We start from the raw sequence: 14,371 nt of genomic DNA on the forward strand, positions 1-14,371 counted from the left end.
GCACACCCCTCAGTCGCGGCAGCCACCCGGCGTGACTAACCCTTCAAATGGACTTTAGGGGTTAGACGACGAGCGTGCAACCGTTGAAGTAGCATTGAGGGGTTAGGCGAAGCGAGAAGGTGAGTCAGTGAGCACGTCCACCGCGAGCGATCCGCGCCCCTTGGTCGGCGAACCGACCGCCCTGGATCTGCTCAACACGCGTTGGGTGCAGGACGGAGTGGGCCACGACCTCCTCACCGACACCCGGGGACTCGCCGTCTGGCTGGCGAGCAACGGACTCGAGTCGCGCTTCGTCGCGGACGAGGCGGCTCTCGAGCACGTCCTGACGGCGCGCGCCGCGATCGCGTCGGCCGTGGACCGACCCGGCGACGCGGAGGCAGCGTCCGGTGTGGACGCGGTCCTCGAGTTCGGCTGCGTACGGCCGACCCTGACCGCCGACGGGCCCGGCGAGATCACCAAGTTCGACGACCCGGCGTGGGGGCCGGCCTGGACCGCCGCCTACTCCTACCTGCGGCTGCTGCGCGCCCCGGACCGGATCCGCGCCTGCGCGCACCCCTCCTGCGTGCTGCACTTCTTCGACACGTCGCGCAACGGGACGCGCCGCTGGTGCTCGATGGCCGTGTGCGGCAACCGCGCCAAGGCGTCACGGCACCACGCGCGGTCACGCGAGAACTGACCACCTGGTCCGGTCCGGGAAGGGGCCGGTCGACGACCGGCGGCCCGCGCGAACGCAGCCGCGTCCGGGCGGAGGGCGCCGCCGCCCGGCGGCCGTCGGCACCGTCGCGACCCATCGGCCGTCCCGCTGTCGTGACGTATCCACCGACGCCGTGCGTCACCCTCGGCTCCCTGGGCACTCGGAAGCCCGGAGTTCGCACCACCAGGAGGAGGTTCGTGGCATGCCCAATCCGCAGCAGCCGGAGCTACGGCGCAACGACAAGGGAGCCGCCACCCCCGAGGACAGCCGCCAGTTGAAGGCGGCCCAGCCGGGCGGCAGCCAAGGCGGCACCCCGCACGGCACGGACAAGGGCGACAAGGGTGGCGGAGAGGGCGGCGGAGTGCCTCCGGCGCAGCAGCCCGACCACCCCTGAGCCCGGCGCACCGTCCTGCCGAACGGCCCCGAACGGGGCCGTTCGGCGCGTCCGGGGCCGTCCGCAGGGGAACGGACCGGACCTCGCGAAGGCGCCGGGGACCGGCGCTGCCGCACGGGCGGAACTCCTGGTCAGCCCCGGCCGAGGACGCAGAACTCGTTGCCCTCCGGGTCGGCCATGACGATCCAGGAGACGTCGCCCTGACCCACGTCGGCCCGGCTCGCGCCGAGACGTTCGAGCCGGGCGACCTCCTTCAGCTGATCCTGGACGGGGTCGGACATGACATCGAGGTGGATGCGGCTCCGTACGCCCCCGTCGTCCGGTGTCCGCCGGAACTCCAGGAAGGGCCCGACGCCCTTCACCGAACGCAGCAGGGCCCGGTCGCCGGTCAGCTCGTGGACGGTCCAGTCGATCGCTTCGCCCCAGAACCGGACCATGGCCCGCGGATCGGCGCAGTCGACGACCACGGCGGCTACGGGCCCGGTGTCCATGTACAGCTCACGGGGCTCCAGGACGGCGAACACGTTGCCTTCCGGGTCGGCCATCATCGTCCGAGGCGGGTCGCCGTGACCCACGCCGGCGGGTGTCGCCCCGAGGCTCTCGAGACGCTCGATCAACTCGGTCCGATGGGCGTCGGAGGTGGTGGCGAGCTCCAGGTGCACGCGGTACCCGACCGTCTCCGGGTCCGGCACGCGGACGAGGTCGACGCAGACGGCGGACGGGTCCGGCCAGTCGAAGCCGGCAGGTTCCAGGTCGACGACTCCGACTCCTTCACTGGACAGACCCCAGCCGAGCACCTCGGCCCAGAACCGGCCGAGCGCCGCTTCGTCCCCGGCCTTGAAGTTCACCTGAACAAGTTGCAGCGTCATGCTGCGTACCCTACGGGTCGTCCCTGACGGCTGATCATGGTCGAGTGCGCTCGGCCCCCGCCCCTCAGCCGGCAGCGGCGCTCAGACGACGGGCGTGCCGATCCGCAGCCGATTGCCGTCGGGGTCCCGCAGCTCGATCTCACGCGCCCACGGGGCGTCGTTCACCGGTACGCCGAACTCGCGAGCGACGGCGTCGACATCGCGAACGCGGAGGTAGACCAGCGTGTCGGGACGGGCGTCGCCCCGGTGCTCCGAGAGGAACAACCGCACCCCGCCCCGCACCACCTCGACGAACGCGGGGAGTTCCGGCTCGAAGCGGTGTTCCCACTGCTCGGCGAACCCCAGTCGCTCGTACCAGGCGACCGCCGTCGCGGCGTCCTCGACGCGGAGAATGGGAATGACGTCCTCGTCCACGGCGCCATCGTCGCAGACCCGGCACCGCGAGGCGAGCCTCCGGCAGAACCCGGCGCCGTCGTGCGGCAGGGGGAAGACCTTGGCCGGTGGGTCCGCTCGGTCCGACTGGGCTGGGACGAGCTGACCACCGTCCAGCAGTGGATGTGTGAACACGTCCTGGGTGTCGAACCGGCGGCCGGGGCGGAACGACCCACGCCGTGTGGAACTGCTCTCCGCCGTCGGCATGCGGTGGATCCATGGCCGAACACCGTGCGAACCGGTTCCTGCCCGCGACCCGGGAAAGAACCCCTGAGCCCGTCACCCGGCCACCCGGCCCGCTCGACGGTCACGATGGTTCGGCCTCCGCGACGGGTCGATGGGGCACCGCCGTTCTGACCGAGCGCTCCTGAGCCCGAAGGGCAGGCAGGCACGCGCGCTCCTCGGCTCCGGCCAGACTTTCGTCCAGAGCCAGCAGCGAGAGGAGTTGCACAGGACGGCCGGTCCTGGCCGCGGCCTCCAGTTTGTGGTGACCGTCGAGGAGGAAGTGCGTCAGTCCCCAGTGCCGGTAGTGGTCGTCCGGCGTGCCGGCGGCGGGTTCGCACACGTCCAGTGTCGAGACCGCCACAGCGGTCGGTACTCCCCCTCGCCCCATGAGCCCGACGTACTCCTCGACGCGCTCCCTGCCGTTCCAGGTCGGGGGGACCATGGGTACGACGAACTCGTAGAGGTGCGCGCAGGCGTCGACTGCCGTCTCGAAGGTCCGGTAGTACGGCGTGTGCGGATACTCGGGCAACCCCCAGAACCGGTCCACCCCCCACGTGCTCACCTGCTCGCCGCTGAAGTAGTCGCCTTCCTGTCCGGGGACGACGAGACGGGGTTGCGTGCGCAGGGACATCGGGAGGTACTCCCCCTGGGGCAGCAAGGCCGCGAACGCCTCGATCACACCACTGTCGCCCGGATCGGTCACCGTCCCGGCGAGCCGCCGGCGCAGGCGCTCCGACGACATCGTCCGCTGTGCGGTTTCCAGGCGGCGGAACAGCAACGGGCACGTTCCGCACCAGGCGCTCAGCTCGAAGGCGGGGTCACCGTCGACCATCAGCAGCCGGCGTCCCGGGCCGGCGCCGTTTTCCCGCTTCTCCGTCTCGAACCGCAACCGCGCCTCGGCGACCGGAACACCGAGCGTGCGCTGCTGTCCGAAGTCGATCATCATGGGGTCGACCGTAGCGGCTTGTGTGACCTGACACCGGACCGGGCATCAGGGTCAGGCGGCGTGGAGGCTTCCGCCCTCTGACGAGGGCCGGCTCGCACTTTTCTCCAGTCGTGGGAAAAGGTGTCGTACGACAAGCGATTTCCCTCAAGGCACAGTAGGGTGTGGGTGGTTACTCACGATCGTTCCTGTCGCTCAGGTTTCGCAAGACCTTCGCGGAATGACCGGTTGGGGCACTGCTCGGGGAGTGCGGCCTGCGATCGAGAGGTTCCACGGGGCAGTGGTGGTGGTCGCCACCACGCTGCCGGACGCAACGCACCGCCTTGGTCGATCGGATGGGGGCCAGCTATGCCTTGGGGGCGGCGACGAAGAGAGTCTGCACCCGCACCACGAGAAGAGACGGACGAGCGGGCATTCGACCTGGCCCACGCCGACTTCCAGACGCTGACTCGGGTGATCGAGCACGCCAGGCAGCGCTTGGAGACGGAGAGCGACGCGGACGCGCAGACGATCCGCAACGCCAGTGGGGCGGAGTTACTCCCCGTCCTCTACGCCCGAGCCGGTGCCGCGCTCGCCTCCGGCGCCGAGGGGGTGCCGATGCTCGTCCGCGAGATCGGCCACGTCGAAGCCGCAGTGATCAATCTGCAGTCCTACGGCGGGCACGAGACCGTTCTGTGCGAGGGGCACAGCCTGTTGCAGCGGCTGGCCGTACTCGCCCGAGAGGCACGCACGGGCAGGATGGTGGACGGGGTCCTGAGACTTCATCCGCAGGCTCCGTGCGGATGAGAGGGGGTCCTGCTTCTTCCCCGGTGCACCGGCGGGGCGGTCGCCCACCGCCCAGGTGCCCGGCGCACTGCCGCCGGCAGGCCCGGCGCTCAGCCCCGAGCCCCCGCGGCCCAGCGCCCGAGGACCGGCTCGGCCAGCAGCCTGGCCACAGGGCAGAGGGTCTGGCCGTACTGCGCGAAGAGCTCGTCGCGGGAGTCGAAACGACCGAGGTCCGCGACGACGTAGGACGACAGGTCGCAGGTCCTCGCGTTGGCGTCCTCACCGGTTCCCGAACCGGTGCCCGCACCGGCGGGGCCGTCGGCGGTCGCCTCGGTCGGGCAGACGATGACTCCGTCCCAGTCGACCGCCGTCCGGGACAGCGCCTCGAACAGCGTCTCCGATCCACTGTTGGTGAAGCCGCCGCCCGCCCCCCGACGCAACCGGCCCAGGTCACCGAAGATCTCGGACGCCGTCAGCCAGCGCTCACGCACCTTCGCGCCCTCGCGTCCACCGTCCGTAGCCGCCTCGGGCTCCGCCTCGACGAGGAACTCCGGCCAGGCCAGTACGACACAGTCGGGTACGACCTGCCGCATGCGCGGGAAGCGCGGGTACCAGAACGCTCCGTCCACCAGCAGGCCCCGCACCCTGGTCGCGGTACCACTCCCCCTGGCGACCGCCTCGAGGACAGCGAGCCGCTGGCTGCACGAGCCACGGCCCCGGCGAAGCACCTCGGACACCGGTCGCTCGTCCTGCACGGAGTAGACGGGGCGCACCGCGCCCGTGATCGCCGTGTGGGCTCGCCGCAGCGTGTCCAGCCGTCCACCGGCTCGCGAGCCGACTCCGCGATCTTCGCGCACCGTCGCCCTGCCGATGCTGCGGATCAGTGTCGCCACACGGTCATCGGTCCAGTCGAGTATGGCCGTCGGCGCCGCACTGCCGGTGGCGTCCGGTGCGGCGTCGAAGAGGACGCGTCTCCTCGGTGTCAGCAGCGAACTGGTCATGGCACTCGTTCCTCCCCGCCAGGTGCGGCGCACCGGGCGGGGCTCATACTTACAGAGTATTTGAACGCGTTCAACTGGGTGGCGGACCGGGGAGGGGCAACAGGCTGCCCCACCCACAAGGAGGTGGGCGGGGTCTCCTCGTCGAGGCACGTCATCGGCAGACGGTGTCAGTGCCCTGAAGTATTCTTCCCGCCACCGCACACCGTCTCGGAGGATCGACAAACTTTGACCAGCTTGTCCGCGTTTCCGTTGCCTTTTCATGCCGCCCGTTCCCTGCCGTTCGCACGGCCGCGGACACTGGGGGAACTTCGCATGATGGAGTGCAGCGCACACATCCGGGCGAAGCCCGGGTGGTTCGACAAGATGAACGATCCCGACATCGTGGCGAAGTGGACGCGAGAAGCGGTCGCCCAGGGTCTCACCGATGCGCAAGCCCGCTTCGTCATCGCCGAGCTCGCGCATTACGCAGCGCTGCGAGACGAGCGAACCGGCATCGAAGTGTCCGCCGTCGACGGAGTGTGGCAGTCGGACTCACTCGTCGACGACGCCCTCAGGTCGCGGTTGCGGACCGCGGTCAAGACCCTGGAACAGGTTCCCGAGGAAGAGCTGGACTGGCATCCGGGATCCGGCGGGCAGGTTCTGGATCTCGTCCATCCTTCGCTGTTCTGCTTGGTGAAGAACGTGAGCGGCGCGCCCGAGGAGGCTTGGCGGAATCCGACGGACCGCTACTCCCAGCACGAGTTCTCGGAACGCTTCCAATGGCTGCCCACGGACGTCGACGTCAGTGGCGACGGCGACGTCACCTTCCGCTCGTACGTCAACAACGTCCATCCCGAGAAGCACGGGCAACTGGCCTCGGTGTTGCCGGACTTGTTCGCGCGCATGCGCCCCCTCTGGGAGAACGTGCTCACCGATCTGCGCCACCCGCGTCCCCTGCGGATCGAGGCCGATCCGCACGGATGGTACGACTCGGAGCCGGAGCATCCGAACAGGGACGACTTCAACGACGAAGCGGCCTATTCGGAGGCCTGCCGCGCATGGGAGCAATCCTTCGACGAATGGTGGGAGGACCGCCGTCCGGTCATCCCGGACGCCCCTGATTTCACTGCCCCCGAAACACCCGATGCGTCCGTCCGAGTCGACCTGCGCGGCCGGAGCCTCCAGGTCATCGTCAAGCTCGCCACGATTCGTCTCACCCCGGAGAAGCCCGAGTATCCCGGTGGTTCCTGGCATGTCGAGGGAATGCTGAACGAGCGGATCGTGTCGACCGGTATCTACTACTGGGACAGCGACAACATCACCGAGAGCAGGCTGAGTTTCCGTACGGCACTCGACGACCCCGACTACGAGCAGAACGACGACAACGGTCTGCGTGAGGTCTACGGCCTGGAGGACGAGGACGCGCTGAACCAGGTGCTCGGATCGGCATCGACTCCCGCGGGCCGCTGCCTGGCGTTCCCGAACATCCTGCAGCACCGCGTGGGCTCGTTCCGCCTGGAGGACCCCGCACGGCCGGGTCATCGCAAGATCCTCGCGTTCTTCTTGGTCGATCCGTCGCACCGGATCGTGTCGACGTCCGACGTCCCGCCGCAGCAACCGTGGTCCGCCACGTCGACCATGACACTCGACGAGGCCAGGAGGTACCGCGAAGAACTGATGCAGGAACGCAAGTTCTTCGTCGACGAGCACAACGAGCGGCTCTACGAGCGGGAGTTCTCCCTCTGCGAGCATTGAGTGCTTCTCTCCCGCCTACCCGGTGCGGACCGGACGCGTCGGTTGCCGGTGCGATCCACGAGATCACCGGCAACCGCCCGGACCCCGCCGGCACCCGCGACCATCGCGTCAGCGACGGAGGCCGACCGAAGCCCACGGCGGGCAGAAACGGTGGCACGCTCGCTCGTCGGCGCTAACATCTGGCGCTTGACGTGCAGGGCCGCCGGCGCCCGCAACCGATGGAAGCGACGGGCGCCATGAGTGACATGTGGACGGGTGACAAGGTACGCCTTCGGGGCGTCGAGCCGGAGGACTGGGAAGGCTTCCGTGATCTCGCCCGGCACACGGTCGATGTACGCAACGCCGACGTCGTGGAGCCTCCCCGCTCCGAGGAGAGCTTCCGTATCTGGACCGCTGAGCGCGCCGGCCGACCTCCGGGCGGGGATGCGTTCCGGTTGGTCATCGAGACGCTGGACGAGCGCACCTTCGCGGGATCCGTGACCGTCGGTGAAACCGACCGCCGCGCGGGACGCTTCAAGACGGGCGTCGAGATCGCCCCCCGCAGTCGCCGGAAGGGATATGCGGCCGAGGCCATGGAACTGGTCCTCACCTACATGTTCGCCGAGCAGCGTTGCAACAAGTGCGAGGTGGAGATCTACGCCTTCAACGATGCCTCCCTCGCCCTCTATCGCGAGCTGGGGTTCGTCGAGGAGGGACGGCTTCGCCAGCACGAGTTCTTCGCCGGCGGCTACCACGATGTCGTCCTCATGGGCATCACCGCCTCCGAGTACTGGGCCACCCATCGGTACCCGCCGGTGCGGTGACGCCGGCCCGGATCGGCCTGGCGCGTCACCACCGTGCGCCTCCTCCCGGCGAGGGTGCGAATCCCATGGCCGGGGCTGGGCGTCGAGGAGCCGGTGGCGGAAGCCGGGCACCCCAGCCGGCCAGTGCGGGACGACTCCGTTCAGCAGGAGCTGCTGCAGGACGAGGAGCTGCTGCCGCACGAGGACGAGCTGCTCCCGCAGGACGAGGAGCTGCTCCCGCAGGACGAGCCGGAGCCACAGGACGAGGAACCGCCGCCGGAACAGCCGCCGGAGGAGCTGTCGCCGCCGCCTGCCGCCCACCAGGACGAGTCGTCGCCGCGGCTGCCGTGGTCGTGCACCGTCGACGCGCTGGAGGCACTGCCGGCGGCGCCGTACGGGCTGCCGGTCGGCCACCCCCCACGCCCTGCCGCGGCGCTCGAGCCGTGCGCGGCGGCCCGCGCGCCCAGATCGGCCCAGGCGCGGCGCCATGCCCGGCGCACCACCCAGGTCACCACCGTGACGAGCACCAGGGCGAACCCGCCCACCAAAAGGAATGCGATCAACACAACGTCCCCCTTACGCCGGGCTGCGCCCGGATTGCCCGCAGTATGCCCGGCGCCGGGGTGACCCGAAGCGCCTCTTGAGCAAGTCCAGAGCTTCGGCACGGTTGCACGCCGCGACGCCCGGGAGCGGCGGCGGCCCATCCGGAGGAACCTCTTCTTACCGAGGGGTAGGCTCGCCCCGGCCCCTTGTTATACATTCCGTCTAACAAGGGGGTCGAGCGGTCACCCGTACCGCACGCCGCCTCATGGCCGCCTCACACCGGTGGCGGATCCGCAGACCCGTGGGCAGCCTCCGGCACCCGGGACGCCCCTGGAAGGTCCCCCGATCACACGCGCCACAGACGGATACGGCCCGTCACTCGAGACCGAGGAGTTGAGAGCATGGCAAGCAGCACGGCCCGGCCGCGAGTCGAGCGCGGCACTCAGGCCGGTGGAGTCGCCGGCCGACTGCTGGACTCGGCCGCGAAACTCTCCTACGACCCCGTGACCGAGGTGGACTGGGAGACGCCGCTCGACAAGGACTTCCACGGCGCCAGCCCGGAGTGGAGCACCCTGTACGGGACTTCGTACTGGGAGGAGCTCTCCGAGGCACAGCGCAAGGAGCTCACCCGGCAGGAAGCCGCCTCCGTGGCCAGCACCGGCATCTGGTTCGAGATGATCCTCCAGCAGCTGATCCTCCGGGACGTCTATGCCAAGGACCCCACCGACGACGCGGTCCAGTGGGCGCTCACCGAGATCGCGGACGAGTGCCGGCACTCGATCATGTTCGCCCGTGGCGCCGGGAAGCTGGAGGCGCCGGCCTACCGGCCCCGCCGCCTTGCGGTCGAACTCGGCAGGGCCTTCAAGACGTTGGCGTTCGGCGAAGCCGCCTACGCGGCCATCCTCGTCGCCGAGGAGGTCCTCGACGTCATGCAGCGTGACTGGATGCGGGACGAGCGGGTCGTGCCGTTCGTCAGGACCATCAACAACATCCACGTGGTGGAGGAGTCCCGCCACATGAAGTTCGCCCGCGACGAGACGCGGCGGCACCTGGCGAAGGCGGGGCCGGTCCGCCGGCACATCCACGCGTTCGTGATCGCCGTGGCGGCCTACGTCATCGTCACGAGCATGGTGAACGAGTCCGTCTACGCCAACGCCGGGCTCGACCCCGAGCGGGCACTCGCCGAGGCGCGCGGCAACGAGCACCACAAGGCGATGATGCGTTCCAGTTGCGCCGGCCTCATGGAGTTCCTCGCCTCGGCGCGGCTGCTGACCAAGCCGGCCCTGGTGTTCTACCAGCGTGCCCACCTGATCTGACCGACCCACCGGCAGCGCTGCCGAGCAGAGCGGACCCCAGGACGCCATGACCTACGCCATCACCCAGACCTGCTGCGCCGATGCCACCTGCGTCGCCGTCTGCCCGGTCAACTGCATCCACCCCACACCCCAGGAACGGGAGTTCGGCAGCACGGAGATGCTGTACGTGGACCCGAGGGCGTGCATCGACTGCGGCGCGTGCGCCGACGCGTGCCCGGTGGACGCCGTCTTCCCCGTGGATCAGCTGACCGGCCCCCAGCGGGCCTACGCGGACATCAACGCCGCCTACTTCGCCGGAGCCCCGGCACCCGAACCGCCCGAGGGCAGCCCGAACTTCCACGTCTGGGACAGGCCCACCTTCGACCGGATCCTCCCGGCCGACTTCCGGCCGCTGCGCGTCGCCGTCGTCGGCACGGGCCCCGCCGGGATGTACACCGTCCAGGATCTGCTGCTGCACACCGCCGCCGAGGTCACCCTCATCGACAGGCTGCCGGTCGCGGGTGGTCTGGTGCGGTTCGGCGTCGCCCCCGACCACCCCGCCACCAAGAAGATCGGTGACACCTTCGCACGCTTCCACACCCACCCGCGGGTGCGGACGCTGCTGGGGCTGGACGTCGGGGAACACGTGTCGGCGCAGGAACTCGCCGCCCATCACGACGCGGTGGTGTACGCGGTGGGTGCGTCCGCCGATCGTCGGCTCGGTATCCCCGGGGAGGACCTGGCGGGCAGTGTGTCCGCCACGACGTTCGTCGCCTGGTACAACGCCCGTCCTGACGTCGCCCCCGACGCGGTCGACCTGTCCGCCGAGCGCGTGGTCGTGGTGGGCAACGGCAATGTCGCCCTCGACGTGGCCCGCATCCTGGTCACCGACCCCGAGCGGCTCGCCGGCACCGACATCGCCGACCACGCACTGCGGGCTCTGCGCAACGCCTCCGTCCGGGAGGTGGTCGTCCTGGGCCGCCGCGGCCCGGAGAACGCCGCCTGCACGCGGCCGGAACTGCTCGCCCTGACGGACCTGCCCGGGGTGGACCTGGTCGTCGACGACCACGATCCACGCATCGGCAGCGCGATCGAGGCGGCCGAGCCGCACGAGATCGGCGCGGTGCTGAGGCGGGTGCGGCGGGAGAAGGTGGACTGGTCACGGGCGCCGGGCGCGGCCCGCCGTATCGTGCTGCGTTTCCGTTCCGCGCCGACGGAGATCGTGGGCAGGGACGAGGCGATCGTGCGCGGCGTGCGCGTCACCGGCGGCAGCGGGGACACCCCGGTGTCCGCCGGGTCCGTGCTGCGGGCGATCGGCTACCGGGGTACGCCGGTACCGGGGCTGCCGTTCGACGAGGTCACCGGAACCGTTCCGCACGACGCGGGCCGGGTCGCCGGACTGCCTGGGACGTACGTCGTGGGATGGATCAAACGCGGTTCGTCGGGCGGCATCGGCGCCAACCGGGCGTGTGCCGCCGAAACGGTGAGCAGCCTGCTCGCCGACGCCGCCGCGGACGTCCTTGCGGAGCCCGCCCATCCGGCGAAGTCGTTCTCGCGACTGGCCCGCCGCAGGGTGCCGCGTCCGGTCGACGGCCGTGGCATGGCCGCCATCGACCGGGCGGAGCGTCTGCGCGGCGGACCGGACGGCACACCGCGCACCAAGCCGGCCACGGTCGCGGAGCCGGGCACGGCGTCCCAGCGTGGATCGGCTCGGTGAAGGCGGACGCCCGGCCGCCGTGCCCGGCCCCCGGAGACGGGTGACTCGGCCCGGCCAGGGCCTGCGACAGGCAGGCCGTGCGGCGCTGCCCGGGCGTCCCGCACACGCCGGTGCGCCTCTTCGGGAGGATCGGCATCCCGTCCACATGGCACACCACCGTCGGGCGTGAGCGCTTGAGTACGCGTACTCAGAGCGTCCGAGCTGTTCTCCCCTGCTTCTCGGAGATCGGCCGCCGTCACACTGGACCGCCTTTCCTCCCTCGTACGAAGAGGTTTCGATGAGCCGTCCACTCACCCTGCGCTCCGCCGACGTCGACGACCTGACGTGGATCCACGAACTCCGGCACCGCGTCTACGCGGAGGAGCTCGGCCAGCACCCTCTCAACAGTGAGGGGCGGCTGGCCGACGGGCTGGACGGTGCGAACGTCTACCTGGTCGCGGCCCGGGACACGGACCGTGTCGGTTTCGTGAGCGTGACACCGCCGTGGGTGGGACGGTACGGGCTGGACAAGTACCTGACCCGGGAGGAACTTCCGCTCCTGGACGCGGACGACGTCTTCGAGGTGCGGCTGCTCACCGTCGAGCCGGACGCCCGGTCCGGGGCGGCGGGCGCCTTGCTGATGTACGCGGCGCTGCGCTGGATCGCCTCCCGCGGCGGGCGGCGCGTGGTGGCCATGGGCCGTTCCGACCTGATCGGCATGTATCGTGCGGCGGGCCTGCGTTCCGCCGGACGTACCGTGCGCAGCGGCGCGGTCGACTTCGAGGTGCTGACCGCGGAGGTGACGGAGCTGTCCCGGTGTGCGGCGGAACGGCATGCGTCTGCCCTCGCGCGCCTGGCGGGAGGCGTGGACTGGCGGCTGGACGCTGCGTTCGCACCCGGGCCCGACGGCTGCGAGCACGGGGGTGCCTCGTTCACCGCGATCGGCGCGGACTTCCGCACGCTCGAACGGCGTCAGGAGGTGATCACCGCCGATGTGCTCGACGCGTGGTTCCCCCCGGCCCCGGGGGCGCGCGCCGTGCTCACGGAGGACGCCGGATGGGTCGCCCGCACCTCTCCCCCGACCGGCGCGCAGGGCTTGCTCGCGGAGCTCGCGGCAGTGCGTGACCTGCCCCCTGAGACGCTTGCCGTCGGCTCCGGGTCCTCCGACCTGATCTTCCGGGCCTTCGGCAGGTGGCTGACGCGGGCGAGCCGGGTCCTGCTGATGGACCCCGGGTACGGCGAGTACGCCCATGTCACGGAGCGGGTGATCGGCTGCCGCGTGGACCGGTTCCGGCTGCGGCGCGAGGAGGGCTGGCGCATCGATCCGGTGCGGCTGTCGGCGGTCGTCGCGGACGGCTCGTACGACCTGGTGGTCGTGGTGAACCCCAACAACCCGACCGGCCGCCACGCGCCGGCCGCCGAGCTGGCCGCGGTGATCGCCGCGGCGCCCGCCCGGACGCGCTGGTGGATCGACGAGGCCTACCTCGGATACGTCGATCCCGCCGAGTCACTCGCCTCGTTCGCCGCGCGGGATCCGCGTGTGGTGGTCTGCACCTCGATGTCGAAGACGTACGCCCTGTCCGGGGTGCGGGCCGCGTACCTGGTGGCCGAGCCGGGCACGGCGGCGGAGCTGCGCCGGTGGACGCCACCGTGGGCGGTGAGCCTGCCCGCCCAGCTCGCGGCGGTGGCGGCACTGCGCGATCCGGGCTACTACGCCGGCCGGCTGCAGCGCACGCACGAGCTGCGCGCACGGCTCGCCGGGGACCTGGCCGCCGTGGACGCCTCCGTCACGGTCGAGGAGTCGGTGGCCAACTTCCTCACGCTCACTCTGCCGCCCGGTGGACCGGGTGCCGCCTCCCTGGTCGCGGACGTCCGGTTGCACGGTGTGTACCTGCGCGACCTGTCACCGCTGTCGCCGGCGTACGAGGGCCGCACGGTGCGTGTCGCGGTCCGCGGCACCGGCGAGAACGCCCGCATCGTGGACGCCTACCGGGCGGCACTCGGGCACCTGCACGCGGGCGCACGCAAGGTGGCGACCGCCGGGGCGGCACGGTGACCTCGGTGGCCGCGCTGGCGCCGTGGCTCGGTGGTGCCCTGCTGGTGAGCGGTGTGGCGGTGGGGGCGTCGCGGCGACGGGAGTTGGTCACCCGGTGGTGTGCCTGGGCGGTGGGGGTGCCGGTGGTGACCGCCGCGTTCTGGTGGGGGCGGCCCGGCATCGCGCTGCTCGCCGCCGTCGTCGCGCTGGTGGCGGTGCTGGAGTTCGGGTCGCTGGCCCGACTCCCCCGTCCCGATCGGGCGGTGCTGGCCTCGGCGGTGACGGCGTTGATCGTCACCGCCGCGTGGGCACCGGACGAGGTGGGCCGGGTGGCCGGTGCCGGGGCCCTGGCCCTCGTCGCCGTGCTCCTGGTGAGTGGCGATGCGGACGACGGGCTGCGGCGGCTCGGCACGGGCCTGCTCGGCCTGCTCTGGCTGGGGGTGCTGGCCGCCTTGGCGCCGCTGGGAGCGCTCGGGCTGGCCCTCTTCGCCGCGGTGTCGATCGCCGACGTGGTCGCGTACTTCGCCGGGCAGCGGCTGGGCGGGCCCCGCTTGTCGCGGCTGTCCCCGGCCAAGCGGTGGAGTGGCACGCTGTGCGGTGCGGCCGCGGGTCTCGCCGTACTCGCGCTGTTGTCGGCGTGGAGCTGGCAGGCGGCGGTCGCGGTGGCCGTGGGCGGACCGGCGGGCGACTTGGTGGAGTCCCTCGTCAAGCGCGGTGCGGGGGTCAAGGACTCGGGTCGGTGGCTGGCGGGAGCGGGAGGACTGCTGGACCGGATCGACTCGCTGGTGGGCGCGTTGGCGGTGGCGGTCGTCCTGGGGTGAACGGGTTCGTGGTCCGGCGGGGGCCGGCTCGGCCGGCACGCGAGTCTCGTCCCGGACGTACCGTTGGCACTGCAGCCAGGCGCGCGTTCCCCGCGGGGTCGTACCCAGCCGCCCGTGCCGCCGGGAGGCCGCGCGGACCAGG

The 14,371-nt window shown here is 71.1% G+C and carries 14 protein-coding genes; 10 read left to right on the forward strand and 4 right to left on the reverse strand.

Going from position 1 to position 14,371, the window contains the following annotated elements:
* Window positions 1-127: 127 nt before the first annotated feature.
* Complete coding sequence (locus Q5694_RS26165) at window positions 128-676, forward strand: CGNR zinc finger domain-containing protein (protein ID WP_333935813.1); 549 nt, start codon at window positions 128-130, stop codon at window positions 674-676.
* A gap of 220 nt (window positions 677-896) precedes the next feature.
* Window positions 897-1,088, forward strand: coding sequence for a hypothetical protein (locus Q5694_RS26170; protein ID WP_333935814.1), 192 nt, complete (start codon window positions 897-899; stop codon window positions 1,086-1,088).
* Between the two features lie 131 nt (window positions 1,089-1,219).
* Here Q5694_RS26170 and Q5694_RS26175 read toward each other — a convergent pair whose 3' ends face one another.
* From Q5694_RS26175 to Q5694_RS26190, 3 genes are all read right to left on the reverse strand, one after another.
* A complete protein-coding gene (locus Q5694_RS26175) occupies window positions 1,220-1,957 on the reverse strand; it encodes a VOC family protein (RefSeq protein ID WP_333935815.1) in 738 nt (245 codons plus the stop codon).
* Between the two features lie 81 nt (window positions 1,958-2,038).
* Window positions 2,039-2,371, reverse strand: a complete 333-nt coding sequence (locus tag Q5694_RS26180; RefSeq protein WP_333935816.1) for a glyoxalase superfamily protein — start codon at window positions 2,369-2,371, stop codon at window positions 2,039-2,041.
* A 325-nt stretch (window positions 2,372-2,696) separates the two neighbouring features.
* Window positions 2,697-3,560: a hypothetical protein gene (locus tag Q5694_RS26190; protein ID WP_333935817.1), complete on the reverse strand. Its 864-nt coding sequence runs from the start codon at window positions 3,558-3,560 to the stop codon at window positions 2,697-2,699.
* Window positions 3,561-4,010: 450 nt separating this feature from the next.
* Between Q5694_RS26190 and Q5694_RS26195 the strand changes: the two genes are divergently transcribed.
* On the forward strand, window positions 4,011-4,343 hold the full coding sequence (locus Q5694_RS26195; RefSeq protein ID WP_333935818.1) for a hypothetical protein: 333 nt from the start codon (window positions 4,011-4,013) through the stop codon (window positions 4,341-4,343).
* Window positions 4,344-4,432: 89 nt separating this feature from the next.
* On the opposite strand, the gene Q5694_RS26200 is transcribed toward Q5694_RS26195, so the two are convergent.
* Window positions 4,433-5,323 (reverse strand): transglutaminase domain-containing protein, encoded by an 891-nt coding sequence (locus Q5694_RS26200; RefSeq protein WP_333935819.1) that lies wholly within the window; start codon window positions 5,321-5,323, stop codon window positions 4,433-4,435.
* A 123-nt stretch (window positions 5,324-5,446) separates the two neighbouring features.
* Here Q5694_RS26200 and Q5694_RS26205 point away from each other — a divergent pair, with 123 nt between their 5' ends.
* The 7 genes from Q5694_RS26205 (at window position 5,447) to Q5694_RS26235 (ending at window position 14,229) form a co-directional block, all read left to right on the forward strand.
* Window positions 5,447-7,057 carry a DUF4246 domain-containing protein gene (locus Q5694_RS26205; protein WP_443040944.1) on the forward strand — a complete coding sequence of 537 codons (1,611 nt, stop codon included), beginning with the start codon at window positions 5,447-5,449 and terminating at the stop codon, window positions 7,055-7,057.
* A gap of 236 nt (window positions 7,058-7,293) precedes the next feature.
* Window positions 7,294-7,860 (forward strand): GNAT family N-acetyltransferase, encoded by a 567-nt coding sequence (locus tag Q5694_RS26210; protein WP_333935821.1) that lies wholly within the window; start codon window positions 7,294-7,296, stop codon window positions 7,858-7,860.
* A gap of 93 nt (window positions 7,861-7,953) precedes the next feature.
* Entirely contained in the window at window positions 7,954-8,466 is a 513-nt protein-coding gene (locus Q5694_RS26215) for a hypothetical protein (protein WP_333935822.1), read from the forward strand.
* A gap of 317 nt (window positions 8,467-8,783) precedes the next feature.
* Window positions 8,784-9,698 (forward strand): AurF N-oxygenase family protein, encoded by a 915-nt coding sequence (locus tag Q5694_RS26220; RefSeq protein WP_333935823.1) that lies wholly within the window; start codon window positions 8,784-8,786, stop codon window positions 9,696-9,698.
* Window positions 9,699-9,744: 46 nt separating this feature from the next.
* A complete protein-coding gene (locus tag Q5694_RS26225; RefSeq protein WP_333935824.1) occupies window positions 9,745-11,394 on the forward strand; it encodes an FAD-dependent oxidoreductase in 1,650 nt (549 codons plus the stop codon).
* 277 nt (window positions 11,395-11,671) lie between these two features.
* Window positions 11,672-13,429: a histidinol-phosphate aminotransferase family protein gene (locus tag Q5694_RS26230; protein WP_333935825.1), complete on the forward strand. Its 1,758-nt coding sequence runs from the start codon at window positions 11,672-11,674 to the stop codon at window positions 13,427-13,429.
* The gene (locus Q5694_RS26235; RefSeq protein ID WP_333935826.1) at window positions 13,426-14,229 is read left to right on the forward strand and encodes a phosphatidate cytidylyltransferase; all 804 of its coding nucleotides are present in this window, start codon (window positions 13,426-13,428) and stop codon (window positions 14,227-14,229) included. Before Q5694_RS26230 ends, Q5694_RS26235 begins: the two co-directional genes overlap by 4 nt.
* The last annotated feature ends 142 nt before the right edge of the window (window positions 14,230-14,371 follow it).

Origin of the sequence: Streptomyces sp. AHA2 (assembly GCF_036857595.1) — a bacterium.
Taxonomy (GTDB): Bacteria; Actinomycetota; Actinomycetes; order Streptomycetales; family Streptomycetaceae; genus Streptomyces.

Bases quoted from the DNA above. Each gene is read 5' to 3' on its own strand.
- Q5694_RS26220 (WP_333935823.1), top strand. From the start codon at position 8,784: ATGGCAAGCAGCACGGCCCGGCCGCGAGTCGAGCGCGGCACTCAGGCC.
- Q5694_RS26200 (WP_333935819.1), bottom strand. From the start codon at position 5,323: ATGACCAGTTCGCTGCTGACACCGAGGAGACGCGTCCTCTTCGACGCC.
- Q5694_RS26175 (WP_333935815.1), bottom strand. From the start codon at position 1,957: ATGACGCTGCAACTTGTTCAGGTGAACTTCAAGGCCGGGGACGAAGCG.
- Q5694_RS26190 (WP_333935817.1), bottom strand. From the start codon at position 3,560: ATGATGATCGACTTCGGACAGCAGCGCACGCTCGGTGTTCCGGTCGCC.
- Q5694_RS26170 (WP_333935814.1), top strand. From the start codon at position 897: ATGCCCAATCCGCAGCAGCCGGAGCTACGGCGCAACGACAAGGGAGCC.
- Q5694_RS26230 (WP_333935825.1), top strand. From the start codon at position 11,672: ATGAGCCGTCCACTCACCCTGCGCTCCGCCGACGTCGACGACCTGACG.
- Q5694_RS26225 (WP_333935824.1), top strand. From the start codon at position 9,745: ATGACCTACGCCATCACCCAGACCTGCTGCGCCGATGCCACCTGCGTC.
- Q5694_RS26210 (WP_333935821.1), top strand. From the start codon at position 7,294: ATGAGTGACATGTGGACGGGTGACAAGGTACGCCTTCGGGGCGTCGAG.